The organism is Alterinioella sp. B-7 (assembly GCF_056857775.1).
Map to the genome: position 1 here is coordinate 17,806 of NZ_JBSXNT010000023.1, position 24,476 is coordinate 42,281.

The 24,476-nt window shown below is 66.8% G+C and carries 26 protein-coding genes; 6 read left to right on the forward strand and 20 right to left on the reverse strand.

Annotation, left to right across the window (positions count from 1 at the left end; genetic code table 11):
- The first annotated feature begins 20 nt into the window (after window positions 1-20).
- Entirely contained in the window at window positions 21-815 is a 795-nt protein-coding gene (locus tag AC13C7_RS03885; protein WP_482866656.1) for an enoyl-CoA hydratase, read from the forward strand.
- Here AC13C7_RS03885 and AC13C7_RS03890 read toward each other — a convergent pair.
- The 4 genes from AC13C7_RS03890 to AC13C7_RS03905 all read right to left on the reverse strand — a co-directional run bounded on the left by AC13C7_RS03890 (window position 778) and on the right by AC13C7_RS03905 (window position 5,543).
- The gene (locus tag AC13C7_RS03890) at window positions 778-1,992 is read right to left on the reverse strand and encodes an MFS transporter (RefSeq protein ID WP_482866657.1); all 1,215 of its coding nucleotides are present in this window, start codon (window positions 1,990-1,992) and stop codon (window positions 778-780) included. The two genes, AC13C7_RS03885 and AC13C7_RS03890, sit on opposite strands and share 38 nt — an antisense overlap.
- Before the next feature lie 4 nt (window positions 1,993-1,996).
- The gene (locus AC13C7_RS03895; protein ID WP_482866658.1) at window positions 1,997-3,469 is read right to left on the reverse strand and encodes a carboxypeptidase M32; all 1,473 of its coding nucleotides are present in this window, start codon (window positions 3,467-3,469) and stop codon (window positions 1,997-1,999) included.
- Window positions 3,466-4,614 carry a heme A synthase gene (ctaA, locus tag AC13C7_RS03900; RefSeq protein ID WP_482866659.1) on the reverse strand — a complete coding sequence of 383 codons (1,149 nt, stop codon included), beginning with the start codon at window positions 4,612-4,614 and terminating at the stop codon, window positions 3,466-3,468. The genes AC13C7_RS03895 and ctaA overlap by 4 nt, the downstream gene beginning before the upstream one ends.
- Window positions 4,615-4,799: 185 nt before the next feature.
- On the reverse strand, window positions 4,800-5,543 hold the full coding sequence (locus tag AC13C7_RS03905) for an RNA methyltransferase (protein ID WP_482866660.1): 744 nt from the start codon (window positions 5,541-5,543) through the stop codon (window positions 4,800-4,802).
- 105 nt (window positions 5,544-5,648) lie between these two features.
- Here AC13C7_RS03905 and AC13C7_RS03910 point away from each other — a divergent pair, with 105 nt between their 5' ends.
- Complete coding sequence (locus AC13C7_RS03910) at window positions 5,649-6,275, forward strand: thiamine phosphate synthase (RefSeq protein ID WP_482866661.1); 627 nt, start codon at window positions 5,649-5,651, stop codon at window positions 6,273-6,275.
- Here the strand turns inward: AC13C7_RS03910 and olsA are convergent.
- From olsA to AC13C7_RS03925, 3 genes are all read right to left on the reverse strand, one after another.
- Window positions 6,256-7,080, reverse strand: coding sequence for a lyso-ornithine lipid O-acyltransferase (gene olsA / locus AC13C7_RS03915; protein ID WP_482866662.1), 825 nt, complete (start codon window positions 7,078-7,080; stop codon window positions 6,256-6,258). The two genes, AC13C7_RS03910 and olsA, sit on opposite strands and share 20 nt — an antisense overlap.
- Window positions 7,077-7,847 carry an L-ornithine N(alpha)-acyltransferase gene (olsB, locus tag AC13C7_RS03920; protein ID WP_482866663.1) on the reverse strand — a complete coding sequence of 257 codons (771 nt, stop codon included), beginning with the start codon at window positions 7,845-7,847 and terminating at the stop codon, window positions 7,077-7,079. The genes olsA and olsB overlap by 4 nt, the downstream gene beginning before the upstream one ends.
- A gap of 143 nt (window positions 7,848-7,990) precedes the next feature.
- The gene (locus AC13C7_RS03925; RefSeq protein WP_446117670.1) at window positions 7,991-8,170 is read right to left on the reverse strand and encodes a DUF3553 domain-containing protein; all 180 of its coding nucleotides are present in this window, start codon (window positions 8,168-8,170) and stop codon (window positions 7,991-7,993) included.
- A gap of 18 nt (window positions 8,171-8,188) precedes the next feature.
- Here AC13C7_RS03925 and AC13C7_RS03930 point away from each other — a divergent pair, with 18 nt between their 5' ends.
- Window positions 8,189-8,815: a histidine phosphotransferase family protein gene (locus tag AC13C7_RS03930; RefSeq protein WP_482866664.1), complete on the forward strand. Its 627-nt coding sequence runs from the start codon at window positions 8,189-8,191 to the stop codon at window positions 8,813-8,815.
- On the opposite strand, the gene AC13C7_RS03935 is transcribed toward AC13C7_RS03930, so the two are convergent.
- Genes AC13C7_RS03935 through AC13C7_RS03945 form a run of 3 tightly spaced genes read right to left on the reverse strand, consistent with a single transcriptional unit; the run spans window position 8,812 to window position 10,858 of the window.
- Window positions 8,812-9,330 carry a gamma carbonic anhydrase family protein gene (locus AC13C7_RS03935; RefSeq protein ID WP_482866665.1) on the reverse strand — a complete coding sequence of 173 codons (519 nt, stop codon included), beginning with the start codon at window positions 9,328-9,330 and terminating at the stop codon, window positions 8,812-8,814. The two genes, AC13C7_RS03930 and AC13C7_RS03935, sit on opposite strands and share 4 nt — an antisense overlap.
- Complete coding sequence (gene gmk, locus AC13C7_RS03940; RefSeq protein ID WP_482866666.1) at window positions 9,327-9,980, reverse strand: guanylate kinase; 654 nt, start codon at window positions 9,978-9,980, stop codon at window positions 9,327-9,329. Before gmk ends, AC13C7_RS03935 begins: the two co-directional genes overlap by 4 nt.
- A gap of 2 nt (window positions 9,981-9,982) precedes the next feature.
- Window positions 9,983-10,858, reverse strand: a complete 876-nt coding sequence (locus AC13C7_RS03945) for a YicC/YloC family endoribonuclease (protein ID WP_482866667.1) — start codon at window positions 10,856-10,858, stop codon at window positions 9,983-9,985.
- 159 nt (window positions 10,859-11,017) lie between these two features.
- Between AC13C7_RS03945 and AC13C7_RS03950 the strand changes: the two genes are divergently transcribed.
- Window positions 11,018-11,671 carry a PAS domain-containing protein gene (locus AC13C7_RS03950; protein ID WP_172319257.1) on the forward strand — a complete coding sequence of 218 codons (654 nt, stop codon included), beginning with the start codon at window positions 11,018-11,020 and terminating at the stop codon, window positions 11,669-11,671.
- Between the two features lie 90 nt (window positions 11,672-11,761).
- On the opposite strand, the gene AC13C7_RS03955 is transcribed toward AC13C7_RS03950, so the two are convergent.
- Window positions 11,762-13,132 carry a class II 3-deoxy-7-phosphoheptulonate synthase gene (locus tag AC13C7_RS03955; protein ID WP_172319258.1) on the reverse strand — a complete coding sequence of 457 codons (1,371 nt, stop codon included), beginning with the start codon at window positions 13,130-13,132 and terminating at the stop codon, window positions 11,762-11,764.
- A 159-nt stretch (window positions 13,133-13,291) separates the two neighbouring features.
- Here AC13C7_RS03955 and AC13C7_RS03960 point away from each other — a divergent pair, with 159 nt between their 5' ends.
- Window positions 13,292-14,281 (forward strand): GlxA family transcriptional regulator, encoded by a 990-nt coding sequence (locus AC13C7_RS03960; protein WP_172319259.1) that lies wholly within the window; start codon window positions 13,292-13,294, stop codon window positions 14,279-14,281.
- Here AC13C7_RS03960 and AC13C7_RS03965 read toward each other — a convergent pair.
- Together AC13C7_RS03965 and AC13C7_RS03970 are read right to left on the reverse strand one after the other, a co-directional pair.
- Window positions 14,278-14,535: a hypothetical protein gene (locus AC13C7_RS03965; protein ID WP_328700479.1), complete on the reverse strand. Its 258-nt coding sequence runs from the start codon at window positions 14,533-14,535 to the stop codon at window positions 14,278-14,280. The two genes, AC13C7_RS03960 and AC13C7_RS03965, sit on opposite strands and share 4 nt — an antisense overlap.
- Window position 14,536: 1 nt before the next feature.
- The gene (locus tag AC13C7_RS03970) at window positions 14,537-17,329 is read right to left on the reverse strand and encodes a [protein-PII] uridylyltransferase family protein (RefSeq protein ID WP_482866668.1); all 2,793 of its coding nucleotides are present in this window, start codon (window positions 17,327-17,329) and stop codon (window positions 14,537-14,539) included.
- A gap of 75 nt (window positions 17,330-17,404) precedes the next feature.
- On the opposite strand from AC13C7_RS03970, the gene AC13C7_RS03975 reads away from it, so the two are divergent.
- Window positions 17,405-17,875 carry a YbaK/EbsC family protein gene (locus tag AC13C7_RS03975; protein WP_172319262.1) on the forward strand — a complete coding sequence of 157 codons (471 nt, stop codon included), beginning with the start codon at window positions 17,405-17,407 and terminating at the stop codon, window positions 17,873-17,875.
- Here AC13C7_RS03975 and lpxB read toward each other — a convergent pair.
- The 7 genes from lpxB to AC13C7_RS04010 all read right to left on the reverse strand — a co-directional run bounded on the left by lpxB (window position 17,865) and on the right by AC13C7_RS04010 (window position 24,467).
- Complete coding sequence (gene lpxB / locus AC13C7_RS03980; RefSeq protein WP_172319263.1) at window positions 17,865-19,037, reverse strand: lipid-A-disaccharide synthase; 1,173 nt, start codon at window positions 19,035-19,037, stop codon at window positions 17,865-17,867. The two genes, AC13C7_RS03975 and lpxB, sit on opposite strands and share 11 nt — an antisense overlap.
- Window positions 19,034-19,816, reverse strand: coding sequence for an LpxI family protein (locus AC13C7_RS03985; RefSeq protein WP_482866669.1), 783 nt, complete (start codon window positions 19,814-19,816; stop codon window positions 19,034-19,036). Before AC13C7_RS03985 ends, lpxB begins: the two co-directional genes overlap by 4 nt.
- Before the next feature lie 6 nt (window positions 19,817-19,822).
- Complete coding sequence (lpxA, locus tag AC13C7_RS03990; protein ID WP_446169492.1) at window positions 19,823-20,623, reverse strand: acyl-ACP--UDP-N-acetylglucosamine O-acyltransferase; 801 nt, start codon at window positions 20,621-20,623, stop codon at window positions 19,823-19,825.
- Between the two features lie 12 nt (window positions 20,624-20,635).
- Window positions 20,636-21,100, reverse strand: coding sequence for a 3-hydroxyacyl-ACP dehydratase FabZ (fabZ, locus tag AC13C7_RS03995; RefSeq protein ID WP_474888137.1), 465 nt, complete (start codon window positions 21,098-21,100; stop codon window positions 20,636-20,638).
- A 68-nt stretch (window positions 21,101-21,168) separates the two neighbouring features.
- Entirely contained in the window at window positions 21,169-21,840 is a 672-nt protein-coding gene (locus AC13C7_RS04000) for an OmpH/Skp family outer membrane protein (RefSeq protein ID WP_446117658.1), read from the reverse strand.
- A 10-nt stretch (window positions 21,841-21,850) separates the two neighbouring features.
- Window positions 21,851-24,172, reverse strand: coding sequence for an outer membrane protein assembly factor BamA (bamA, locus tag AC13C7_RS04005; protein ID WP_482866670.1), 2,322 nt, complete (start codon window positions 24,170-24,172; stop codon window positions 21,851-21,853).
- Window positions 24,173-24,341: 169 nt separating this feature from the next.
- The gene (locus tag AC13C7_RS04010; protein ID WP_268879079.1) at window positions 24,342-24,467 is read right to left on the reverse strand and encodes a hypothetical protein; all 126 of its coding nucleotides are present in this window, start codon (window positions 24,465-24,467) and stop codon (window positions 24,342-24,344) included.
- Window positions 24,468-24,476 lie beyond the last annotated feature (9 nt).

Consider the following 24,476-nt stretch of genomic DNA (forward strand, 5'->3'; position numbering starts at 1 on the left):
ACAAGAGGAAGGCACAAGATATGGCCGAGGATATTCTGATCCGCGAGGACATGGGCGCGATCACGCGGCTGACGCTGAACGCACCGGGCAGCCTGAATGCGCTGTCGGACGCGATGCTGGCGCGGCTATCCGAAGAGTTTGGCAAACTGATGCTCGATGCCGGACAGCGCGTGGTGATCCTGCGCGGCAATGGCAAGGCGTTCTGCGCGGGCCATGACCTCAAGGAAATGATGCAGAAACGTCAGGCCGAGGATGGCGGCGCGGCAAGCCTCGCCAACCTCTTCACGCGCTGCTCCGAGGTGATGCAGACGATCCGCCGCCTGCCGCAGCCCGTCATCGCGCAGGTCCACGGGATCGCCACGGCGGCGGGATGTCAGCTTGTCGCCTCCTGCGATCTGGCCGTCGCCGCCGATGACACGCGGTTCGGCGTCAATGGCGTCAATATCGGGCTCTTCTGCTCGACCCCCATGGTGGCGCTGTCGCGCAACATCCCGCGCAAGCAAGCCTTCGAGATGCTGACCACGGGCCGGTTCTTCTACGCCACCCGCGCGGTCGAGCTTGGCCTGATCAACAAGGCCGTCGCCGCCGAGGCGCTGGAGGCCGAGACGCTGGACCTGGCCGAGACCATCGCGGGCAAACTGGGATCGGCCGTGCGCATCGGCAAGCGCGCCTTCTATGACCAGATGCAGATGACCCAGGACCAGGCCTATCACTATACCGGCGCGGTGATGGTCGAGAACATGCTGGAGGACGACACCGCCGAGGGCATCACCGCCTTCATCGAGAAGCGCCCCCCGAACTGGCCGCAAGACTGAGCACAACCCGCGCAAGCCCCCCCGACCCCGCCACCAGCACCAAAGACAACACCAGCAGCCCCGGCACCCCCGGCCCGGCCAGCATCACCGCGCCGACCAGCGGGGCGGCGGCCCCCGCCAGCAGCGCGGGCATCTGGATCGCGCCCGCAATCGCGCCGTATCCCCCCGGCCCCATGACGGTGGCGATCAGCACCGGGCGCAGGATCGTCATCACGCCGATCGCCCCGCCCTGCACAGCGGTGAACACGAAGATCAGCCAGGGCGCCAGCCCCGCCAGCCACAGCGCGCCGGTGCCAATGATCATCCCCGCAAGGCAGATCAGCGTCGTCCGGCCCGTGCCAAGACGCGCCTCGAAGCGGAAGAGGATGAGCCGCCCGGCCACCTGCGCGGGCCCCACGGTGGAGGCCGCCAGAACCGCCACCCCCTGCCCCGCGCCCCGGTCCAGGAAGATCGGCACCGCGAAATTGACCACCATCCAGTGATTGAGGCTGACGGCGGCGAAGATCGCCGCCAGCAGGTAGAACTGTGGCCGGGTCAGCGCGCGGGCCAGCGCGCCCCGGTCGGCCTCCGGCGTAGTGATGACCGGCAATCCGGCAGATCGGATCACCCGCCCCGCCGCGACATAGAGCGGCAGGAGGATCAAGGCCGCCACCCCCGCCGCGACCATGACCGCGCCGCGCCAGCCGATGCCCTCCGACATCGCGGCACCCGCCGGAAAGGCGATGGTGCCCGCAAACCCCGCGACCAGCGTCACCCGCGTGATCGCGGGGCGGGCATGGTCGCCCAAACGGCGAATGAGGAAGGCGAAACAGACCTCGTAAAGGCAGGCCGCCTGCGCCAGCCCGATCACCCCCCAGGCGATCAGGTAGCTGCGCGGGGTCTCCGAGACGGCCAGCAGCACCAGCGCCCCCGCCCCGATCAAGGCCCCGCCCGCCATCACCTCGGGGCCCCGTCCGGCATCGACCAGGCGTCCCATGACCGGGGCCAGCGCCGCCGCGATGATGATCGAGAGGGTCGGCCCCGCCGCCAGCACCGTGCGCGCCCATCCAAGATCGGCCTGCCAGGCCACGATCAGGGCCGCGAAGATGTAGTAGAAACAGGCATAGGCCAGCGTCTCCGCCAGCGCCAGCATCCAGATGGCAGGCCCGCGCGCGACATCCCTGACCCGCGCGGACATTGGGTCAGACCCCGTAGACCGCGCCGAACTTGGCGTCGAGATAATCCAGCAACGGGCCTTCGCTGACCTGCATCCGCGCGGCGCGCTCGACCACATCGCGCGGCTCGTAAAGCCCGCCATGGGTTTGCACGTTGGCCGCCATCCAGGACGTGGCAGGCGACGGGTCGCCCATGGCCAGGGCCACGTCAAGCTCCGGCACATCGCCGCGCAGGGTCTGGAACAGGCACCCGGCATAGGCATTGCCAAGCGTGTAGGTCGGGAAATAGCCGAAAAGGCCGACCGACCAATGCACATCCTGAAGCATGCCGTTGGAAGGTTTATCGACAGCAACCCCGAAATCGGCCTTGAACCGGTCATTCCAGGCCGCCTCCAGATCCGCCACCGCCAGGTCACCCGAGATCAGCGCGCGCTCAAGGTCAAAGCGCAGCAGCACGTGCAGGTTGTAGTGCACTTCGTCGGCCTCGGTGCGGATATAGCCCGATTGCACCCGGTTGACGGTGGCGTGAAATGCCTCCGGCCCGTCCAGCCCCAGATCGCCGAACTGGTCCGTCATCGCGCCGTAAAGCCAGCCGGTAAAGGCGCGGCTGCGGCCCATCTGGTTCTCATAGGAGCGGCTCTGGCTCTCATGCACCCCCATCGAGACCCCCTGCCCGAGCGCACTCAGATGATAGGCCGGGTCGATACCCAACTCATAGCAGGCGTGGCCAACCTCGTGGATGGTCGAATAGAGGCAATTGAACGGATCGGTTTCCACCACCCGCGTGGTGATGCGCACATCGCGGCCCGAGCCGGAGCTGAACGGATGCACCGCCTTGTCGATGCGGCCATGGCGGAAATCATAACCAAACCGCATCGCCAGATCATGGGCCAGCGCCATCTGTGCCTTGTCGTCAAAGCGCCCTTGCAACGGCGCCGGGGTCACGCCGCTTTCCATGATGCGCGCGCGCAGATCGACCAGCCGGGGCCGCATCCGGCCAAAAAGCGCGGCGATCTCCGCGCCCGTGATCCCCGGCTCGTAATCCTGCAACAGCGCGTCATAGGCATCGCCCCCTTCGGCAATCGCCGCCGCCTCCTCGCGTTTCAGCCGCAGCACCTCGGCCAGTGTCGGCAGGAAATCGGAGACCGACTCAGCGGCGCGCGCCTCGGCCCAGATGCCCTGCGCCCGCGACGTGACCCGCGCGATCTGGCTGGCGAGCTTTTCGGGCACCTTGGTCGTGCGCCTGTAGACCCGCTCGATCAGGCGCAGCGTGGCGCGCTCGACATCGTCCGCCGCCTCGGCCTTCGCCAGCCACTCGCCCACGCGCGGATCGGTCCGGCGCGCGTGCAGCACGGCCTCCATCGCCGCCATCTCGTCGGAACGCTGATCGGCCGCCCCGCGCGGCATCACGGTTTCCTGGTCCCACCCGAGCCGGCCCATCACCTGCGCCAGCGCCTGGGTTTCGCGATCGAACGCGATCAGATCGTCATAGGCGCTCATGTCGCGCGCCCCCGGACCGATTGCGCCAACGGATGAATGGCCAGGAACCGCGCCCGCAGGATCAGCACGACCGTCAACACCGCGCCAAGCTGGTGCACGATCGCCAGTTCCAGCGGCGAGGAATAGATCACCGTGACAATCCCCAGAACGGCCTGCAGCAGCACCATCGCGCCCGCCACCTGAAGCGCCCCGCGCGAGGCGATCCTGCCCGAGCGCCGCGCCGCGATCATCGCGCCAAGGGCGACCAGCGCCAGGCCATAGCCCAGAAGACGGTGGAAGAATTGCACCGTGCCCGCATTCTCGAACAGGTTGCGCCAGGCGGGCTCATAGAGGGACCACATATAGGGCGGGAAGAACTCACCGGCCATCAGCGGCCAATCGGGGAACAGGCGACCTGCGTCGATGCCCGCGACCAGCGCGCCAAGGATGATCTGCAGGAAGGCCAGGATCAGCAGATCGTCGCACCAGCCCTGCAGCCTCGTATCACGATCACGCCGCGCGCCCATCAACTCGGCCTCCTCGCGGCCAAGGCGGAAGGCATACCAGGCGATGAAGGCCAGGATCAGGAAGGCCAGCCCCAGATGCACCGCCAGACGGTAGGAGGCGACATCGACCATGCCCTCTTGCAGGCCCGAATACACCATCCACCAGCCGATCGCGCCCTGCAATCCGCCAAGCGCCCCGATAAAGAGGAACCGCCCCGACCAGCCGCGCGGCATGCGCGCGGTCAGCGCCATGAAGGCGAACCCCGCAAACCAGACCAGCCCGACGACCCGGCCCAATTGCCGATGACCCCATTCCCACCAGAAGATGGTCTTGAACGCCTCAAGCGTCATGGCGCTGTTTTGCAGCTGAAATTCGGGCGTCTCCTGGTAGGCGGCGAACTCCGCCTGCCAATCGGCCGCGCTCAACGGCGGCAAGGCGCCGCTGAAGGGGGCCCATTCGGTGATCGACAGACCGCTATCGGTCAGCCGCGTCAAACCGCCCACGACGATCATCCCCACGACGAGCGCGAAGAGCACCATCAGCCAGCCGCGCGCGAAAGCCCGGCCCCGCCCCGCGCGTCCCGCGCTCATCGCGCCGGGCGTTGCCGCCCGCTTCTCTGTGCTCTCGACCTCTTCGAAAATGCTGCGCTTCCCAGCCATCACATCCCTCACGATACAATCCGCCGTCAGACCTAGCCCCCAAGGCAGTCCGCTTCAAGCGCGCCCTTGCTTCATCTTCTTGGCCAAAATACTCAAAATCCGCCGGTCGGTCCCGGTCCCGACGCCGCCGATCACCCGCAGCGGACGATCCGGCCGAGGAGGGCCGCAAGGCCCGAGGAGGCGCCTCACCCCCGCTCCTTCCAGCGTACCATCTGGCGCAGCACCCCGTGCAGCGTTTGCACATCGGCGCGCGTCAGCGCCAGCCGCGCCCACATGTTGCGCAGGCTCACGCGCATATGGCCTGCCTTGGTCTCGGGAAAGAAGAACCCGGCCGCCTCCAGCCGCTCCTCGAAATGATCGCCGAGCTTCTCGACCTCCAGCCCGGATGCGAAATCGGTGCGGGCCAGTTCCATCACCTCCGGCGGCACCTCCACGCCCGCGCGCCGCCATTCATAGGCTGTCAGCAGCACGCATTGCGCCAGGTTGATCGACGGAAAATCCGGGTTCACGGGAACCGAGATGATCGCATTGGCCAACGCCACATCCTCGTTCTCCAACCCCGCGCGCTCCGGCCCGAACAGCACCGCCACCTTGCCGCCTTCGGCATGGATCGCGCGGGCCTGCGCCATCGCGCGTTCCGGGCTGACGATGGGTTTGGTCAGGCCCCGGCTCCGACCCGTCGTGGCAAAGACGTAAGTGCAATCGCGGATCGCCTCGGCCACCGAGCCCACCACGCCCGCCCGGTCCAGCACCCGGCCCGCACCGCTGGCCAGCGCCACCGCGCGTTCATTGGGCCAGCCGTCGCGGGGGGCCACCACCCGCATATGCGAGAGGCCGAAATTGAACATCGCGCGGGCGGAAGCCCCGATATTCTCGCCCATCTGCGGGCGCACGAGGACAAATGCGGGCTCGGGTGTGTCATGTGTCATGGCGCGTCTCGTAGCCCCGCGCGCGGCCCCGCGCAAGCTGCCCATTGTTCTGGCGGCGCGAGGGCGGTATCAGGCGCGGTGACACTGGCCAAGGACGAGAGAGAGATGAGTGACGACACACGCGATGCGCCCCGGATCTACCTGGTCAGCCCGCCCGCCTTCGACCCCGAAAGCTTTGGCGCCACGCTTGCCCGCGTGCTGGACGCCCATGACATCGCCTGCCTGCGCCTCGCCCATGCCTCCACTGACGCCGATGAAGTCGCCCGTGCCGCCGATGCCCTGCGCCTCATTGCCCATGAGCGCGACGTGCCGCTGGTGATCGAGCGTCATATCGGTCTGGTCGAGAAACTGGGCCTCGACGGCGTCCACCTGACCGATGCTGCCCGCTCCGTGCGCAAGACGCGCAAGGATCTGGGGGCCGATGCCATCATCGGGGCCCATTGCGGCACCTCCAGCCACGAGGGGATGAGCGCGGGCGAAAATGGGGCCGATTACATCGCCTTTGGCCCCGTCGGCGACAGCCCGCTTGGCGACGGCACACGCGCCGAGCATGACCTTTTTGCCTGGTGGTCGCAGATGATCGAACTGCCCGTGGTGGCCGAAGGCGCGCTGACCGCCGATCTTGTGGCCGCATTCGCCCCCGTCACCGATTTCTTCGCCATCGGGGCCGAGATCTGGAGCCAGGACGATCCCGCCGCAGCACTGACCGCGCTTACCGCCCCGCTGCGCTGAAGCCCTCGCGCACCGCCCGTTCGGATACCGCCGCCAGCGCCTTTCTGTCCGGCATATCAGCGGGCGCAAGGGCTGCGTGATAGGTCACATGCACCCGGCCCTGACGCCTTGCTGCCAGCACCTGAAGCAGACTCGGGCCGAATTCCATGCCGCCCCACCAGCCGTAGAAGCGCGGATCCGCCGCCTCGGGCGCCTCGTAGCGGATCGAGACCGGCTGCACCATGATCCTCTCGCGCACGTCCTCGGCGCAGAAGGCCGCGAACAGGGTTGGCTTGAAGGGCAGGACGCGCTGGCCATCGGTGCTGGTGCCCTCGGGGAAGAGGAGCAGCCGGTCGCCGCGCAGAAGGCGCTCCCGCAAGATCGCCTGCTGCGTCCCGGCCTCGCGCCGGTCGCGGCAGATGAAGACGGTGCCGGTGGCGCGGGCGAGCCAGCCGATGACCGGCCAACCCGCAACCTCGGCCTTGGAGACGAACACGACCCGCGCGCTCGCGTTCAGGACGAAGATATCCAGCCACGAGGCGTGATTGGCCACCATCGCGCCTTTGCCACGCAAAGGAATACCCTTCATGTATCGCTTTAGCTGCATGATCCAGAGCGTTGATATACATACACTTTGAGTCACAAGTGGCGTGACGATGCGTCGCCCGCGCAGTGTCACAAGCTCCACCAGCCGCAGGACCAGCAGAACGGCCAGGCCAATCGCCAGCAGCACGGAGATCGCTCCGCCGCGCAAGACAACACGCGCCCATCCAAACGGCCCGATGGGTTGCGCCTCGGGTCGAGTCCCGTCATCCCAGGTGCTCATCCGCGCAAGCCTTGCGCATAAAACCCGCGATGGCGGGCCGGGATGCGGGCGACATCGACCACGAGGCAGATATCGGTCGTGTTGAAGGCATGGTCGATGAACGCCCCCGCGCCCACGAACCCGCCCATGCGCAGGTAGCCCTTGATCAGCGCAGGGATCTTCCGGCTGGCGGCGGCGCGGTCCAGGTCGGCCTGCGCGATCAGGTCCATCCTTTGCCGCCCCGGTTCACGGGCGGTGACGCGCAAAGCGGGCGGGGCGAGGTGACGGTGATGCAGGAACGAGAGCTGTGCTGCCAGCGGGGTGACGTCGGTGCCGTGGAACGAGGCAACGCCGAAGATCACTTCAACCCCATGCGCCTCGACGTAAGCGGCCAGCCCCGACCACATCTGCGCCATCGCCGTGCCACCGCGATAGTCCGGGTGCAGGCAGGATCGGCCAAGCTCAAGCAGCCTGCGCCCCGAGGCGCGGAGCACGCCCAGATCATATTCATCGTCGCAATAGAATTGCCCCGCTTCCCGCGCCCGGTCCTCGCGCATCATCCGGGTGACACCGACGCAAGGATTGCCCGCGCGGGTCCGGTCGAACAGCATCAGGTGATCGAAGAACGGGTCGAACCGGTCGGCCTCCAGCCGCGCGGCATGATCGACCAGTGGCCCGTCCGCGCCCAGTTCGGCCACGAACACCTCGTAGCGCAGGGCCTGCGCCAGCCGCAGATCGACCGCGTCGCGGGCCAGCCGCATCTCGAACCGGGCATCATCGAGGATCATCTGCCATCCCTGCCTTTTCCTGACCCGGCCCCGCAGGTAAGCGATTGCCCGCCTGTTTGCAACGGGAGGGGCCTTTGCGTTAGCCTTCTGTTAACCTTCGCACAGGTAGTCTCGGCCCAACCCCGAGACACGCGGAGCAAAGGTCAGGACGCGATGATCAGACCCACCTCATCCCCGTTGATCACCACCTTTCCGGCGTGTTCGAAATTCACCGTGATGCGGCCGCCGATATTGGACTGCACCTGCCCCAGGCCCCAATCGGGCTGGTCGGGGTGGCGCACCAGCATCCCCGGTGACAACATCGCGTTCAGCCCCTTGGACATAGTGGAGACCCCCTTGTGATGGATGACCGACGGGACTTCCCGGCCAGTGACCTTTCGCAGCTTGTCGGCTCGCGGCTTTGCCACGACCTGGTAAACCCGATCAGCGCCATATCGAACGGGCTGGAGTTGCTGGCGCTCTCCGGCACCGCCCCCTCACCCGAACTTGAACTGATTGGCGACGCGGTCAAGGACGCTTTGGCGCGGATCAGGTTTTTTCGCATCGCCTTCGGGGCCGCGCGCCCCGGCGAAACCCTGTCGGCGCGGGAATTGCGCGAGGTGCTCGGCGGCATATACGGGGCCGGTCGGCTGGAGGTCGACTGGCAGGTCGCAGGCGATCTGCCGCGCCGCGATGCCAAGCTGGCCTTCCTGATGCTGAACGTCGTGGAAACCGCCTTTCCGCTCGGCGGCACGCTGACGATCCGGCAGGACGGCACGGCCTGGAAGCTGGACGGAACGGGCCGCAAGCTGTCGGTCGACGATCCGTGCTGGCAGGCGCTGGCGACACCGGGGATTGTCGCGGCCCCGCCGCCCGCCAAGGTGCAATTCGCGCTGCTGACACAGGAGGTCGAGGCCCGCGACGCGGCGCTTGAAACGCGGATCGACATCGACGCGCTTGGCCTCTCCATGCGGATCGACCTGCCTTAAAGCGCGCGCAACCCGTCGCGGAAGCGGCGCATGTTATCCTGGTAACGCCGCGCCGAGTCGCGCAGCGCCTCCAGCGCCGCCTCATCCAGCCTGCGCACCACCTTGCCGGGCGAGCCCATGACCAGCGAGTGATCGGGGATCTCCTTGCCCTCCGTCACCAGCGCGCAGGCCCCGATCAGGCAGCCCTTGCCGATCTTCGCGCCGTTCAGCACCGTGGCCCCCATGCCGATCAGGCTGCCATCGCCGATGGTGCAGCCATGCAGCATCGCCTTGTGCCCGATGGTGCAGTCCCTGCCGATGGTCATGGGATAGCCCAGATCGGTATGCAGCACCGCGTTTTCCTGGATATTGGTGCCCGCGCCCACGCGAATCTCCTCGATATCGCCGCGCAGCGTGGCCCCGAACCAGATCGCCGCGCCCGCCTCCAGCACAACCTTGCCGATGACATTGGCATCGGGCGCGACCCAGGTATCTTCGTCGATCTGCGGCGCGATGCCGTCCAACTCGTAAATCACATCTGTCCCTCGATGAATTCCTGGTGCAACCGGCGCACGTGATCCTTGAGCCCCGGCTGCTGCGCGCGGCGCAGACGCTCGGCGGTCAGGATCGTCTTGAGCTGCGCCTCGGTCGCATCCAGATCGTCATTGACCAGGACATAATCGTAGCCGTCCCAATGGCTGATTTCATCCCAGGATTTCTGCATCCGCTTGGCGATGGTCTCCTCGTCATCCTGACCCCGCGCCTCCAGCCTGCGGCGCAGTTCGGTGATCGAGGGCGGCAGGATGAAGATCGACAGCGTGTGAAGCCCCAGGACCGAGTTGCGGATCTGCTGCGCGCCCTGCCAGTCGATATCGAACAGTACGTCGCGGCCCGCCTCGATGGCTTTTTCGACCGGGGCCATGGGCGAGCCGTAGAAATTGCCGAAGACATGGGCGTGTTCCAGCATGGCCCCATCGGCGACCATGGCCTGAAACGCGGTCTTGTCGTGGAAGTAGTATTCGCGGCCATGCTCCTCGCCGGGGCGCGGGGGCCGCGTGGTGGCGGACACCGAGAAACTGAGCGTCGCGTCCCAGTCCATCAAGCGCCGCGCCAGCGTCGATTTGCCAGCCCCCGAGGGCGACGAAAGAATGACCAGAAGGCCGCGGCGGGGGTTGGTCAGTTCCATGCTCACTCCACGTTCTGCACCTGCTCGCGCATCTGATCAATCAACACCTTGAGGTCAAGCCCCACCTGGGTCAGCGCGCCGTCGCCGGATTTGGAGCAGAGCGTGTTGGCCTCGCGGTTGAACTCCTGCATCAGGAAGTCGAAGCGCCGCCCGATGGGGCCATCCGTGGCCAGCAGCGTCTCGGCCGCGTCGATATGTGCGGCCAGGCGGTCAATCTCTTCCGTCACGTCGGATTTCACCGCCAGCAGCGCCAGTTCCTGCGCGATGCGGTCGGGGTCGGCCGCGTCCGTGGCCCCGAGCAGCTTGGCCACGTTGTCGCGCAGCCGCTCGGCGGCGGTTTCGTTGCGCGCCTTCGCCAGCGCCTGCGCCTGCTCAACCAATGGGCGCATCTGCGCGATCTGACCTTTCAGACTGTCGTGCAGCGCCGCGCCCTCGGCGGCACGGGCGGCGACGAACGCCTCGGTGAGGCTGTCGAACTCGGCCAGCAGCACCTCATCCTCGGGCAGCCCCATCTCGGCGGCGTCGCTGGTCATCACGCCCTGCATGGTCAGGATGTCGGTGGGCCGCGCGCTGGTCAGGTGCAACCCCTCGGCCATCGCGGCGCGTTCGACATGGGCGATGGCAGAGAGCGCGCCCATCAGGGCGGTCTCATCCACCGACACCGCGCCGGTCGCGCTGTCGCGGGTGATGCGCAGGTTGACAGTCACATTGCCACGCGCCAGCCGCGCTTTCAGCCGGTCCCGCAACGCCGTTTCCAGCCGCCCCAGCCGGTCCGGCAGGCGCATCCGTATATCCAGCCCCTTGCCGTTCACGCTGCGAATTTCCCAGGCGCGCATCTGCCCGTCGCCCGCCACGTCCTGGGCCGCGAAGCCCGTCATCGAGTTAACCACTGCGCAGATTTCCCCCTGCTCGAACAATTTTCAACGTGTTATTAAGAAACGGGTAAGGATTTCGCGCCTAGCGTTAACACAAGGCCACGTGTGACGCCAATGCGAGACCCTGAGCTGGGGCATGGTTTTGGTAGGAGCACTGAAGTGGTGAGCCGAAATACTGTGACACAGGACAATGTCGTTGCCCTCTGGCAGCGCCGGGATGCCATGATCAATCCGATCGTCAGCGATTTCATCCGATACTGGGAAGGGCTGCGCCAGGGCGCCGCCGTGCCGCGCCGCGCCGATGTCGATCCGCGCGACATCAGGCAGGCGCTGAGCTACGCCTTCATCCTTGATCACCTGCGCCCCGGAACCGTGCGGTTTCGCCTCGCGGGGCAGCACCTGACGCAGTTGATGGGGATGGATGTGCGGGGGATGCCGCTGCGGTCCTTCTTCGAGCTTTCCGACCGCAAGCGCTTGATGGAGCACGTGGAAATGGTGTTCGAGGGGCCCTGTTCGCTGGATATCGACCTGGTCTCGGACGCGCAGGGCCGCGCGCCGCTGGAAGGGCGGATGACGCTGATGCCGCTCACTGACAACAAGGGGCGGGTCAGCCGCGCGCTTGGCATCATGGTCACCGATGGCGTGATCGGCCTGCCGCCGCGCCGGTTCCGCATCCGCCGCCCTGCGCTGCATCCGATCCAGCCGGGCAAACCGGTCGCGCCCGCCGCCGGCTTCAACGAGGCCACGCCCCCCTATGACGCACCGGCCCCGCGCAGGGCCCCCCGGCTGACGCTGCTTGATGGTGGCAAGGGTTGACCGGTTAACCGAAACCACGGCATTGAACGGAAAAACCCCCGGCGGCCTTGCGGCAACCGGGGGTGTTTTTTTGCGTCCGAAGCTGGCCGATTAACCAATCGCGCGCGACGGTGCGGTTTCGCGGTTGGACAATTCCTCGGCCACCAGGAAGGCCAGTTCCAGCGATTGCGAGGCATTGAGACGGGGATCGCAGGCGGTGTGGTAGCGGTCCGACAGATCCTCATCCGAGACGGCGCGCACGCCGCCGGTGCATTCCGTCACATCCGCGCCCGTCATCTCGAAATGCACGCCGCCCGGCACGGTGCCTTCCGCGCGGTGGATGGCGAAGAATTCCTGCACCTCGCGCAGCACGCTGTCGAAAGGCCGGGTCTTGTAGCCGCTGTCGGACTTGATGGTGTTGCCGTGCATCGGGTCACAGGACCAGACCACATTGGCCCCTTCGCTGCGCACCGTCTCGATCAGCCGCGGCAGATGGTCGCCCACCGATCCGGCCCCGAAGCGCGCGATCAGCGTCAGACGCCCGGCCTCGTTCTCCGGGTTCAGCTTCTCCATCAACACCTTGAGGTCCTCCGCCGTCGTGGTCGGCCCGCATTTCAGGCCCACCGGGTTCTGCACGCCGCGCGCAAACTCGACATGCGCACCGTCGGGCTGGCGGGTGCGGTCGCCGATCCAGATCATGTGGCCCGAGCCCGCGACCGGAAGGCCGGAGGTGGAATCGATCCGGCAGAGCGCCTCCTCGTATTCCAAGAGCAGCGATTCATGGCTGGTGTAGAAATCGACCGAGGCGATGGTGTGCGAGGTATCGGCATTCACGCCCGCGGCGGTCATGAAGTCCAGCGCGTCCGAGATCCGGTTCGCCATGTCGCGGTAGCGGTCGGCCTCGTCATCCTCGGTAAAGCCGAGGGTCCAGGAATGTACCCGGTGGATATCGGCGAAGCCGCCCTGGCTGAAGGCGCGGATCAGGTTCAGCGTCGCCGCCGACTGGGTATAGGCCTGCAACATCTTCTCGGGGCTCGGGATGCGCGCCTCGGGGGTGAAATCCAGCTCGTTGATGATGTCGCCCCGGTAGGAGGGCAATTCCACGCCGTTCTTCACTTCGGTCGGCGCCGAGCGCGGCTTGGCAAACTGTCCGGCCATGCGCCCCACCTTGACCACCGGCACCTTGGCGGCGAAGGTCAGCACGATCGCCATCTGCAACATCACCTTGTAGGTGTCGCGGATGCTGTCGGCGGAAAAGGCGGCAAAGCTCTCGGCGCAATCACCACCCTGAAGCAGGAACGCATCGCCGCGCGACACGGCCGCCAGTTCGCGTTTCAGGCGGCGCGCCTCGCCGGCGAAGACCAGCGGCGGATAGCTGGCAAGCTGGGTCTCGACGCGGGCCAGGGCCTCGCCGTCCAGATAGTCGGGCATCTGAACCCGAGGCTTCTGCCGCCAGCTTGATTTCGTCCACGCCTGTGCCATCACACGTCTCCTGATTGAAGTCCGAGGCCGCTTATACGCATCCCTTTGCCCTTGGCCAATGCGAAAATCGGGCCTGCGGGGATTGCGCCAGCGCCGAATTGGTGGTTTCGCTACTTGCAGCAACGTCTCGCTGACGCCATCTGGGAGGATTGCAGCGGCATGGTAACCTTGGTCAATGGTGTGCCCCGGCACCCCAAGAAATTCGTTTTTGTCCTGATGGACAATTTCACCATGCTTAGCTGCGCGGGCGCGGTCGATGCGCTGCGCATTGCCAACCGGCTTGCCGAGGCGAAGCTCTATGACATCGTGTTCGCGGGCGAAGGCGGCGAGGAGGCGCGATCCAGCTCGGGCGCCGTGTTCAGGCTGGCCATGGACCTGGAGGAGTTGAACCGCGAGGACACCGTCGTGCTGTGCAGCGGCGTCGAGGTGCAGGCCGCGACCACGCGGCGGCTGGTCAACTGGCTCAGGCGCGAGGCGCGGCGCGGGGTCAGCATCGCAGCACTTTGCACCGCCGGTCACGCGCTGGCCAAGGCGGGACTGCTGGATGGCAAGCGGGCCACGATCCACTGGGAAAACCAGGACAGCTTTTCCGAGGAGTTCGAGGAGGTCGACCTGACCAAATCGGTCTTCGTCATCGACGGCAACCGGATGACCACGGCGGGCGGCACCGCGTCCATCGACCTGATGCTGACGATCATCGCCACCGATCACGGCGAGGAACTGGCGAGCCAGGTGGCCGACCAGATGATCTATAGCTCGATCCGCACCGACCAGGACACGCAACGCCTGTCGATCCCGACGCGCATCGGCGTGCGGCACCCGAAGCTGAGCCAGGTCATCCGCATGATGGAGCAGAACATAGAGGAGCCGATCAGCCCCTCGATCCTGGCGCAGGAGGTCGGCATGTCGACCCGGCAGCTTGAACGCCTGTTCCGCCGCTACCTCAACCGCAGCCCGAAACGCTATTACATGGAACTGCGCCTGCAAAAGGCGCGCAACCTGCTGTTGCAGACCGACATGAGCGTGATCAACGTGGCGCTGGCCTGCGGTTTCGCCTCGCCCTCGCATTTCTCGAAATGCTACCGGGCGCATTACGACACCACCCCCTACCGCGAACGCGGCACCCAGGCGGCGCGGGTGACAAGCTAGAGCCGCCCCGCACGACCGCCGCGCCTGCCCTTCGCGGGCGGCGTCTCCAGCCCCTCGCGCAGCACTTTTGTCATCGGATGATCCGGGTGCGTATCCCCGTGTCGCGCCAGCAGCAGGCGCAGATGCGGGGCGGGGTCGGGGTCGGAGAGGCTGAGCGCCCAATCGACGAAGATCGAGCGGCACTGGGAAGCGTCGATCCCGTCGATCCGGTAGGCCTCATGGATCAGGTGTTTTGGGTCGCTCGCGTCGCGCATGTCACGCATCCTTCGGTGGCTTGGCCATGGCCTTCGCGATGATACCCTCGGCCCGTGCCCGTATGCTTTCCGTTTTCGCGGCAAGTTCGCCCACATCCGCGACATCCGTCTCACGCGAGAGGAAGCGCCGCCCGCCAAGGCCGATCTCGTCGAGGTCCAGCCGCTTGTCGGTCAGAAGCCGGGTGGCCTGGTTGAGACGGCCATAGAGGTGATGCGCCTCCTGCAGCGCATCCGCCTGCCCCGCCTCCAGCCAGCCAAGCGACACGCCTGCCCGCAATTGCGCCGCGACATCGCGGCGGGGGCAATGCGCGATGAGGGCAGCCGCCTGTCCAACCAGTTCGATATCCTTCATCCGGCCCGGCCCCTCCTTGGCATCCAATCCCTCGCCCACGCGCCCCGCCGCGGCCAGCCGCGCGCGCATGTCCTGCGCGTCGGCCACCACCTTGGCCGGGTCGCGGGTGACGGTCAGGACCTCGACGCGCACGGCCTCGATGGCGTCCAGAAGCGCAGGCTTGCCCGCAAGGGGCCGCGCGCGGGTCAGCGCCAGGTGTTCCCAGGTCCACGCCTCGCCCAGGTGATAGTTGCGGTAGCTGTCCACCGAGGTCGCCACCGGCCCCTGCCGCCCCGAGGGGCGCAGCCGCATATCGACCTCGTAAAGCGTGCCGTCGCCGGTGGGGGCCGACAGCGCGGTGATCAGCGTCTTGGTCGCCTTGGCGTACCAGCCGCGCGCATCCAGCGGGCGCTTGCCCTCCGACATCTCGACCCCGTCCGCGTCGTAGATCACGATCAGGTCGAGATCCGATCCGGCGGTCAACTGCCCCGCGCCGAGGCTGCCCATTGCCACCACCGCGCCACCCTTGCCGGGGGCCGGCCCATGCCGACGCGCGACCTCCTCGGCGACGCGGGGCCAGAGCGCGCGGATGATGGTGCTGGCCAGTTGCGAATATTGCGCGCCTGCCTCCTCGGCGTCGATCAAGCCGCGCAGGTGATGCACCCCGATGCGGAAATGCCATTCCTTCTTCCAGCGCCGCGTGGCGTTGAGGACATCCTCGTAATCCAGCCCCTCCAGGTCGCTTTCAAGATCGGCCTCCAGCGCCTCCTCGCCCGGCCAGGCCTCGAAGAACCCGCCGCCGATCACCGCGTCCAGCACGCCGGAATTGCGTGACAGGTGGCGCGACAGGCCGGGCGCGGTGCCGCAGATATCGACCAGCAGATCGACAAGGCTCGGGTTGGCCTCGAAAAGGGCGAAGAGCTGCACGCCCGCAGGCAGGCCGCGCAGGAAGCCGTCGAAATTGGTCAATGCCTCGTCGGGGCGCGGCGTGTCGAGGAACCGGGCCAGGATATCGGGTTTCAACCTCGCAAAGATCGCCTGCCCCCGCGCCGAACGCAGCGCCGGATAGCCGGGCCAGCGCGCGACGATATCCTCGGCGGTCTCGCTGAGGTCTGGCATGTCATGGGCGGGTGTGGTCTCGGTCTTGAAGAAGGGCTCGCACAGCGCGTCGACAGCGGCCAGCCGTTCCTGCAACCCCGCACGGAAACCCGCCACGTCGCTTTGCCCGCAGAGATTGGCCAGCCGCCGGAACCCGTCCTCATTGGTCGGAAGGTCATGGGTCTGGGTGTCGTGGATCATCTGCACCCGGTGCTCGATCTCGCGATGCGCGCGGTAGTGATCGGTCAACTCCCTTGCCGTCTGATCGCTGATCCAGTCCTTTTCCGCCAGCATCGCCAGCGCCGGAACCGTGCCGCGCAGCCGCAGATCGGGGTCGCGCCCGCCCGAGACGATCTGGCGGGTCTGCGCGAAAAACTCGATCTCGCGGATGCCGCCGGGGCCAAGCTTCATGTCATGCCCTTCCAGCTTGATCGGCCCGTGCAGCCCCTTGTGGCTGCGGATCTTGCGGCGCATGTTCTGGGTGTCTTCGATGGCAGCGAAATCCAGGTGCTTGCGCCAGACGAAGGGGGTCAGGTTCTCCAGGAACCGCTCGCCCGCCGCGATGTCGCCCGCCGCCGCGCGCGCCTTGATATAGGCGGCACGTTCCCAGTTGCGCCCCTCGGCCTCATAATAGCGTTCTGCGGCGGTCATCGAGATGCAGACCGGCGTGACAGAGGCATCGGGGCGCAGCCGCAGGTCGGTGCGAAAGACGTAGCCCTCGCGCGTGACGTCGTTGAGCGTCGCCGCCATCTTGCGGGTGACGCGGATGAAGCCTGCCCGCGCCTCCATCTCGTCCGCATCGTCAAAGCGGTCATCGTCAAAGAGGCAAATGAGGTCGATATCGGAAGAATAGTTCAGCTCCCGCGCGCCCATCTTGCCCATGGCAATGGCGACCATGCCCGCGCCGGTCGCCGCGTCCTCCTCACCCAGCCCGGGGATCTTGCCGCGCCTTGCCTCGGGCACCAGCAGGCGGCGCAGGCAGACCGAGACTGCGGCATCGGCGAAATCGCTGATCAGGCCGGTGACCTCCTCCAGCGGCCAGACACCGCCCAGATCGGCAAGTGCTGCATAGAGATGCACGCGGCGCTTGGCTTGCCTGAGGCCGGACTCAAGATCGGCCCGCTCCAATGCGGCGGTGTCTTTCAGCAGGTCGGACTGCACGTCGCCCGGATCGCGGGTCAGCGCCTCGGCCAGCCACTCCGCCTCCTTGCCGATCAGCAGCGCCAGGTAGGGGCTGCACCCGGCGGTGCCCTCAATGAGCGGGCGCAATTCCGGGGCCAGATCGGGCAGATGGGTCAGCGCATCCGCGCCAAGCCCCTTGTCGAAGGGGATCGGATGGCGGGTGAGGCGGGATGCAAGGCTCATCCTTCCTTGATGGCGTTGCCCGCCCCCCGCGTCAACGCCTTGCCAAGCCCCGCGCGGCGCGGCAAGAACACAGCCATGAGCAAGAGCCTGAAACGTGTGCGCGCGGCGCTGGAGGCGGGCGGGGTCGCACCTGACATCCTGGAAATGGCCGAGGGAACCCGCACGGCAGCCGATGCGGCGCGCGCGGCGGGATGCGAGATCGACCAGATCGCCAAGTCGATCATCTTTCGCGGCGAGTCCAGCGGCGAGGCGCTGCTTTTCATCACCGCGGGCGGCAATCAGGTCTGTGCCGAGAAGGCCGGCGCATTGGCGGGCGAGACCCTGGGCAAGGCCGATGCGGGCCTGATCCGGGCGCAGACGGGGTTCGCCATTGGCGGGGTGGCACCCGTGGGGCATCTGACCCCGATCCGGGCCTGGTGCGATCCGCGCTTGCGCGGTTTCGCCACCGTCTATGCCGCCGCCGGAACGCCGCGCCACATCTTTCCCATCGCGCCGGATGATTTGCTACGCCTGAGCGGCGCGCAAGAGGCTGATTTCACGCGCTGATCTGCGCCAGGACGGACCGGGCAGCGCGCAATCCCGGCGCCTCGCCACCCTGCCCCAAGCGCTGCATCGTCAGCGTCATCGCGTCTTGCTGCGCCTCCCGCGCCTGCGGGTTTCCCGCCAGGTCCGACAGCGCCGCGCCGATCGCGGCGGGCTGGCAGGCGGGGCCGAGAAATTCCGGGATCACCCGCGTCTCCGAGACCAGGTTCACCAGCGTGACCGTGTCAATGAGCGCCGCGCGGCGCATGAGCGCCCAGGTGATCCGGTTCATGTCATAGGCGATCACCATCGGCGTGTGGCTGGCCGCCAGTTCCAGCGACACGGTGCCCGATGCCGCCAGCGCGAAATCCGCCGCGGTGAAGGCCGCGCGCTTGGCCGCCGCGATCCCCGGCATATGGCGCGGGTCCAGCACCAGCGGATCAACCGGCCAATCGGCCAGCAACTCGGGCAGGATCGGCGCGACATGGGCCACGGTGGGCACCACGACACGCAGGTCGGGATGGGCCGCCAGCACCGGCGCGATGGCGCGTCCGAAGATCGGGGCCAGCCGCGAGACCTCGGACCGGCGCGAGCCCGGCAGGACCAGCAGGAGCGGCGCATCGCGGGCAATATCGTGGGCGTGACGGAAGGCCATGGCGTCTGCGACCGTGGCCTGAGGCTCTGCCACCACCGGATGTCCGACGAAATCGCAGGACATGCCCGCGGCCTCCATATAGGGCGGCTCGAAGGGCAAGAGGGCCAGCACATGATCGACATGGCGTGCCATCTTCGCGGCCCGCTTGGGGCGCCAGGCCCAGACCGAGGGCGCAACATAGTGGATTACGCGCATCCCCGGCGCGGCGGCCTTCACCTGCTTGGCCACCCGCAGGCAGAAATCGGGGCTGTCGATGGTGATCAGCGCGTCCGGCTTCCAGTCCAGCACCGCGCGCGCGGCCTGGTCCTTCAATGCGAACAGCTCGCGCAGTTTCGGCAGCACCTCGGCAATGCCCATGACCGAGAGCCTCTCCATCGGAAAGAGGCTGCGCATCCCCTGCGCCGCCATCAAGGGCCCGCCGACGCCGTGAAATTCCACCTCGCCCGCCAATTCGCGCAAGCCCGCCATCAGTGCCGCGCCAAGCCGGTCGCCCGACGCCTCGCCCGCGACGAGGAAAAACCGCCGGGTCACGCCCGCGCCCAGAGGGTCAGCCCCGCCGCCTCGGCCGCATCCGCCACCGCGTCACGGTCGAGGATCAGCACCGACCGGGCCGCGATCTCGATGCCCGAGAGCCCTGCCTCGGCGGCTTTCATCACCGTGTCGGGGCCGATCACCGGCGTATCCATGCGCAGATCCTGCCCCGGTTTGGGCCGTTTGACCAGCACGCCACCAGACCCCGGCGCGGTGACGGAGACGAAACGCAGCATCGCGTCGGTGCCTTGCAGGGTCTCGACCCCGATCACCTGGCCCCTGGCGGCAATCGCGCCCTGGCCCACGTCAAGCGGCCCGAGCGCCTCCAGCACCGCGCGGGCGCGGGCGGCGTCCCCCTCCTGCGCCTGTGTCGGCGCACCGCAAATCGCGCCCGCATCCGCGACCAGATCGGGGCGCAGGTCGATGGCGCCGGTAACGGTAAAGCCCTGTTCCCCGAAGATCGCCGCAATCTCGCGCAACAGCGTATCATCCCCCTGGCCGATCGCGGCGGCGATGCGCGGCATCAGGGCCATGGTCTCGGCATCCATCAGCGCGGGGTCGAACTTCGGACGGGCAAGCGCCCCGGCAAAGGCCACCTCGGTCACATCCGCCGCATTGAGGTCCGCGAATAGCTGGCCGAACTGCTCGAACCGGGCGGCGATTTCGGGCGCGTCCAGCGGGGCGCTGGCGACGCCTTCCAGCCGAACCACGCAAGCGGGCCCCGCCGCCAGCAAAAGCCCCGGCAACGCCCCTGCGCCTGCGATGATTGCGCGTGCCATATGCAACTACCCCGGTGTCAGGAAGGACCGTTCGCTTGCGCCCAGGATGAACGCCACCATCTCGCGCACGTAATCGCTGTCGGGATTGTCATCCGAGAGGCGCTGCGCCCGGTCCAGGAACGCCCCCTCGCCCTGCGCAAGCTGCTGGAACGCAGCGCGCAGCGCGGTGATGTCGGTGCGCGCCACGCCCTTGCGTTTCAGCCCGACGAGGTTCAGCCCGTCCAGCACCCCGCGCGGGCCCTGCACCAGACCGTAGGGCATCACGTCTTTCGTCACCATGCAGACCGCGCCGATGATGGCGCCCTTGCCGATGCGCACCCATTGATGCACGCCCGAGAGGCCGCCGATGATCACGTCATCCTCCAGCACGCAATGGCCCGCGATGGCCGCCGAGTTGACCACGATCACCCGGTCGCCCACCTGCGCGTCATGCGCGATGTGGCAGCCCGCCATGAAGAGGCCGTCATCGCCCACACGGGTCACGCCGCCACCGCCCTCGGTGCCGCAATTCATCGTGACGCTTTCGCGGATGCGATTGCGCTTGCCGATGATCAGGCTGGTATTCTCGCCGGCATATTTCAGATCCTGCGGGATCTCGCCGATCACCGAGAAGGGAAAGATCACCGTCTCCTCGCCGATCTGCGTCCGCCCCGTCACCACGACATGGCTGCGCAGCGCGACACGGGGACCAAGTTCCACCTCCGCGCCGACAATGCAGAACGGGCCGACCGAGGCCCCGGCCCCGATCACGGCCCCCTCCTCGATCACGGCGGAGGGGTGCACCTGCGCTGTGGCATCAATGGCCATCGGTTTGCCCCCTTAACCGGTCAGGTCCATCATCGCGGTGAACTCGGCCTCGCAGGCCAGATCCCCCTCGACCTCGGCGCGGCCCCTGAACTTCCAGACCTTGCCGCCGGGCTTGCCGCGGATCACCTCGACATGCAGCTCCAGCACATCGCCGGGGCCGACCTTGCGACGGAACTTGGCCCCGTCTATGGCCATGAAATAGACGAGGAAATTCTTGTCGGCGAGGTCGGCGGAGACCCCCACCATGACCGCCGATGCCTGCGCCATCGCCTCGATGATGGTGACGCCGGGCATGATCGGCACGCCGGGGAAATGGCCCTGGAAATGCGGCTCGTTCATGGTGACGTTCTTGATCCCCACGGCCGATTTGAAGGGCACGATATCGCGCACCTTGTCGACCAGCAGGAACGGGTAGCGATGCGGGATGATGCGCTGGATCAGGTCGATATCGGCGCTGGTCGGGGTCTCGGCTGTCACGGGGCGTTCATCCTTCTTCTGGGCCTTGGACCTTGTGGTAGCAACTGTCGCCCCGCCCCACAAGCGCGTCAGGGCTGTTGCGGGGCGAGCGGGTCTTCGGGCAGGACGGGGATTTCCGGCGCAAGGGGGCTGTCGGGCGTCTCGGGCGCCGCCGGGGCCTGGCCCGGATCAGTGTCCAGCAGGTTCAGGATCGGCCCCGCGCCGCCATTGCCGATCTCGGCGTCGATCCGTTCCAGCGCCAGCTCGGTGATGTCGATGCCCTCGACCGAATAGATCACCGCGCGGCTGTCCAGAACCGCCGCCGCACCACGGTCTTGCAAGAGCTCCACCAGAACCGGCGTCGTGGCCTGGATGAAATAGCGCCGCGCGGCCTCGGCCTGGGCGGTCAGGCGGCGCAGGCGTTCGGATTGCTCGTCGCGGATCGACTCGACACGGGCGTCGAACTCGTCGGCCAGGGGTCGGAACTCCTCCGAGGACAGCTCGGCCCGGCGCGTGGTCAGGCGGCGTTCCTCCTGCAGGAGCTCGGCCTCGATCTCGCGGTTTTCGCGTGCCAGTGCCGCCGATGCCGCGTCGATCTCGTCTTGCAGGCGCTGGCCGAAGCGCGATTCCTGGAACAGGCGTTCCTGGTTCAGCGTCACCACCGGCGGCCCTTCGATCTGGCCGAAGGACAGGGGTTGCGCAAATGCAGGCAGCGCCGCCCACAGGGACAGCGCTGCCAGAAGTGCCGGGATCAGGCGCATGGGAGCGGGATCAGAACCGGGCTTCGACGGTGAAGTCGAAACTGCGGGTCCGGTCATAGGCCTCGGCATCCAGGACACGCGTGAAGTTGAAGCGCAGCGGGCCGATCTGGGTATCCCAGAAGATCGAGAAGCCGACCGACTGGCGCAAATGCAGGCTGTCGTCGACGGGGCCGCCAAGACCGGCGGTATCGTCCAGCCCCCAGACGGTGCCGATATCGTAGAACACGCCACCGGAAATGCCGTATTCCTCGGGCAGGCCGATCGGGAAGGCGGCCTCGAACCGGGCCACGGCGTAGTAATTGCCGCCCAACCCGTCCTCGGCCGTACTGGGGTTGGACAGGTCGCGGGGGCCAAGCCCGCCAGCCTCGAAGCCGCGCATCTGGCGTGAGTTGAGGCGGAAACGCTCGGTGGTGCGGCTGTTGCCCGACAGCATGTTGAGCGCGCCGCCCTCAAGCGTCGCGCGCAGCGACACTTCCTCGCGCAGCACGCTGGTCTCGCCGGTGACGGAGGCGGTGGTCTGGATATATTCACGATCGCCGCCAAGGCCCGCAAACTCCTGGCCAAAGCGGAACTGCACGCCCGCATTGGTGTTCAAACCACTGTTGCGGGTGTCGTAGACATAGTTGTAGCCGATCGAGGACGTCAGGAACTCTCCCATCTCTCGTGTAAGGATCGGAGAAGACGTAGTCGGCACGTTGGTGATGCTGTCCTGGCTGATGCTGTAGAACAGGCCAAGGCGGCTATTTTCCGACAGCGGGAAGCTGAAGGAGGGGCGGATGCCAAACCCTTCCGTGTCGAAGGTCGCGTTATTGTCCCCCGTCGTGGTCTGGTAATAGGCGCTGAAACCAAAGGTCACGTCCCGGCCCAGGAACGCCGGTTCCGAGAAGGCGAAGTTGAAGCCGCGCGAGGATTCGGTGGTGTCGAAACCGAAGCTCAACGACTGACCCCGGCCCAGGAAGTTGCGTTCCGAGAAGGACACGTTGAGGCCGACGCCGCCATCGGTGGAATAGCTGGCCCCGAAGCCGAGCGAACCGGTCGGCGCCTCTTCCACGTCGACATCGACGATCACCTGATCTTCGGTCGAGCCGGGGCGCGCGGCGACCTGCGCATCGGCGAAAAAGCCGAGCGCACGCACGCGTTCGGCGCCGTTGCGGATCTCGCGCGGGTCCAGCGGGTCGCCTTCGGCGGTGCGGAACTGGCGGCGGATCACGCGGTCCATGGTTGTGGCGTTGCCCTCGATGTCGATGCGTTCGACAAAGACCCGCTCGCCGCGGGTGACCTGGAACTCGATATCCAGTGTCAGATCCTCGTCATTGCGCGTCAGCACCGGTTCGATGCGGATGAAACGCAGGCCCATCTGGGTGGCGAGGTTCTCCATCCGGGTGATCTGGTTGTCGATCAGGCGCGGCGAATAGGTCACGCCCGAGCGCAGCCGCAACACGGCATGGAACTGGTCGGGGTCGATATTGGGCAGGTCGGTCGTGGTGGTGATTTCGCCAATGCGAAAGCTCTGGCCTTCACGGATGTTGAAGGTCACGAAATAGGCGTCGCGGGCGCGGGTCAGCTCGGAGGTGGAGCTTTGCACGGTGAAGTCGATATAGCCGCGCTCGCGGTAGAAATCGGTCAGGAGCTGGCGGTCGAACTCGATCCGGTCGGCGACGAAGGTGTCGGACCGGATGAAGGTGCGGAAGAACCCGGCCTGCGTGCTTTCCAGAACCCGGCGCAACCGGCGGTCCGAATAGGCGCGGTTGCCGACGAAGGCGATGCGCTCGGTCTCGGTGACGCGGCCTTCGGTGACCTCGAAGACCAGATCGACGCGGTTTTGGCTGCGCCGGATGATCTGCGGGGTGACGGTCGCGGTCAGGCGGCCCTGAAGGCGGTAGGCTTCGGTGATCTCGGCGGCATCGGCCTCGGCGGTCGCAGGTGAATAGGCGCGGCGCGGCTGCGAGGCCAGCAGCGGCAGCAGATCCTCATCGTCAAGCCGCCGGTTGCCTTCGATATTGATGCGGTTGATGGTCGGGTATTCCTGCACGATGATGACAAGCTGGTTGCCGCGCGGCACGACCTCGACCGTTTCGAACAGGGTCGAGTTCTGCAGCCGCTGAAGCGCATCGTTCAACTGTCCGGCGGTGACGGTTTCGTTGCGCGGGATGCTGGCGAAATTCAGAACCGTTGCCTCGGCGACACGCTGGTTGCCCTGCACATCGAAGGACGTGAAGCGGAAGGTCTGCGCGTCGGCCCCGGACGGGATCAGGAACAGCACCATCAGAAGAACGGCAAAGACGGCGTCCAACCGTAGTCCACGCCTCAGGAATCCTGCAAAACCATCCATCGAATCCGCCCCGTCAGAAATACATCTCTGTTGACCTGCTCTATCGCGCGGGCGAAGGGTTGTCAAAACGCCATTGGCGCAGGGATGGAGGTATTGTGCGACCGTGGCACAAGATATACACGTATCGACAGGAAAACCGGTCAGCCGACCGGAAGGATTTTCAGCAAAATCAGAGGCTCACGAGCCATCCGGCCAGTGTCAGCGCGCCCACGATGGTCACCGGCACCAGCAGGCGGTCGATATTGACCTCCACGAAGAAGCTGAAGGAGCGGTAGCTATGCGTGATCGTTTTCATCGGTCTTGG

Bases quoted from the DNA above. Each gene is read 5' to 3' on its own strand.
- AC13C7_RS03885 (WP_482866656.1), top strand. From the start codon at position 21: ATGGCCGAGGATATTCTGATCCGCGAGGACATGGGCGCGATCACGCGG.
- AC13C7_RS03890 (WP_482866657.1), bottom strand. From the start codon at position 1,992: ATGTCCGCGCGGGTCAGGGATGTCGCGCGCGGGCCTGCCATCTGGATG.
- AC13C7_RS03895 (WP_482866658.1), bottom strand. From the start codon at position 3,469: ATGAGCGCCTATGACGATCTGATCGCGTTCGATCGCGAAACCCAGGCG.
- ctaA (WP_482866659.1), bottom strand. From the start codon at position 4,614: ATGGCTGGGAAGCGCAGCATTTTCGAAGAGGTCGAGAGCACAGAGAAG.
- AC13C7_RS03905 (WP_482866660.1), bottom strand. From the start codon at position 5,543: ATGACACATGACACACCCGAGCCCGCATTTGTCCTCGTGCGCCCGCAG.
- AC13C7_RS03910 (WP_482866661.1), top strand. From the start codon at position 5,649: ATGAGTGACGACACACGCGATGCGCCCCGGATCTACCTGGTCAGCCCG.
- olsA (WP_482866662.1), bottom strand. From the start codon at position 7,080: ATGAGCACCTGGGATGACGGGACTCGACCCGAGGCGCAACCCATCGGG.
- olsB (WP_482866663.1), bottom strand. From the start codon at position 7,847: ATGATCCTCGATGATGCCCGGTTCGAGATGCGGCTGGCCCGCGACGCG.
- AC13C7_RS03925 (WP_446117670.1), bottom strand. From the start codon at position 8,170: ATGTCCAAGGGGCTGAACGCGATGTTGTCACCGGGGATGCTGGTGCGC.
- AC13C7_RS03930 (WP_482866664.1), top strand. From the start codon at position 8,189: ATGGATGACCGACGGGACTTCCCGGCCAGTGACCTTTCGCAGCTTGTC.
- gmk (WP_482866666.1), bottom strand. From the start codon at position 9,980: ATGGAACTGACCAACCCCCGCCGCGGCCTTCTGGTCATTCTTTCGTCG.
- AC13C7_RS03945 (WP_482866667.1), bottom strand. From the start codon at position 10,858: ATGACGGGCTTCGCGGCCCAGGACGTGGCGGGCGACGGGCAGATGCGC.
- AC13C7_RS03955 (WP_172319258.1), bottom strand. From the start codon at position 13,132: ATGGCACAGGCGTGGACGAAATCAAGCTGGCGGCAGAAGCCTCGGGTT.
- AC13C7_RS03960 (WP_172319259.1), top strand. From the start codon at position 13,292: ATGGTAACCTTGGTCAATGGTGTGCCCCGGCACCCCAAGAAATTCGTT.
- AC13C7_RS03965 (WP_328700479.1), bottom strand. From the start codon at position 14,535: ATGCGCGACGCGAGCGACCCAAAACACCTGATCCATGAGGCCTACCGG.
- AC13C7_RS03970 (WP_482866668.1), bottom strand. From the start codon at position 17,329: ATGAGCCTTGCATCCCGCCTCACCCGCCATCCGATCCCCTTCGACAAG.
- AC13C7_RS03975 (WP_172319262.1), top strand. From the start codon at position 17,405: ATGAGCAAGAGCCTGAAACGTGTGCGCGCGGCGCTGGAGGCGGGCGGG.
- AC13C7_RS03985 (WP_482866669.1), bottom strand. From the start codon at position 19,816: ATGGCACGCGCAATCATCGCAGGCGCAGGGGCGTTGCCGGGGCTTTTG.
- lpxA (WP_446169492.1), bottom strand. From the start codon at position 20,623: ATGGCCATTGATGCCACAGCGCAGGTGCACCCCTCCGCCGTGATCGAG.
- AC13C7_RS04000 (WP_446117658.1), bottom strand. From the start codon at position 21,840: ATGCGCCTGATCCCGGCACTTCTGGCAGCGCTGTCCCTGTGGGCGGCG.
- bamA (WP_482866670.1), bottom strand. From the start codon at position 24,172: ATGGATGGTTTTGCAGGATTCCTGAGGCGTGGACTACGGTTGGACGCC.
- AC13C7_RS04010 (WP_268879079.1), bottom strand. From the start codon at position 24,467: ATGAAAACGATCACGCATAGCTACCGCTCCTTCAGCTTCTTCGTGGAG.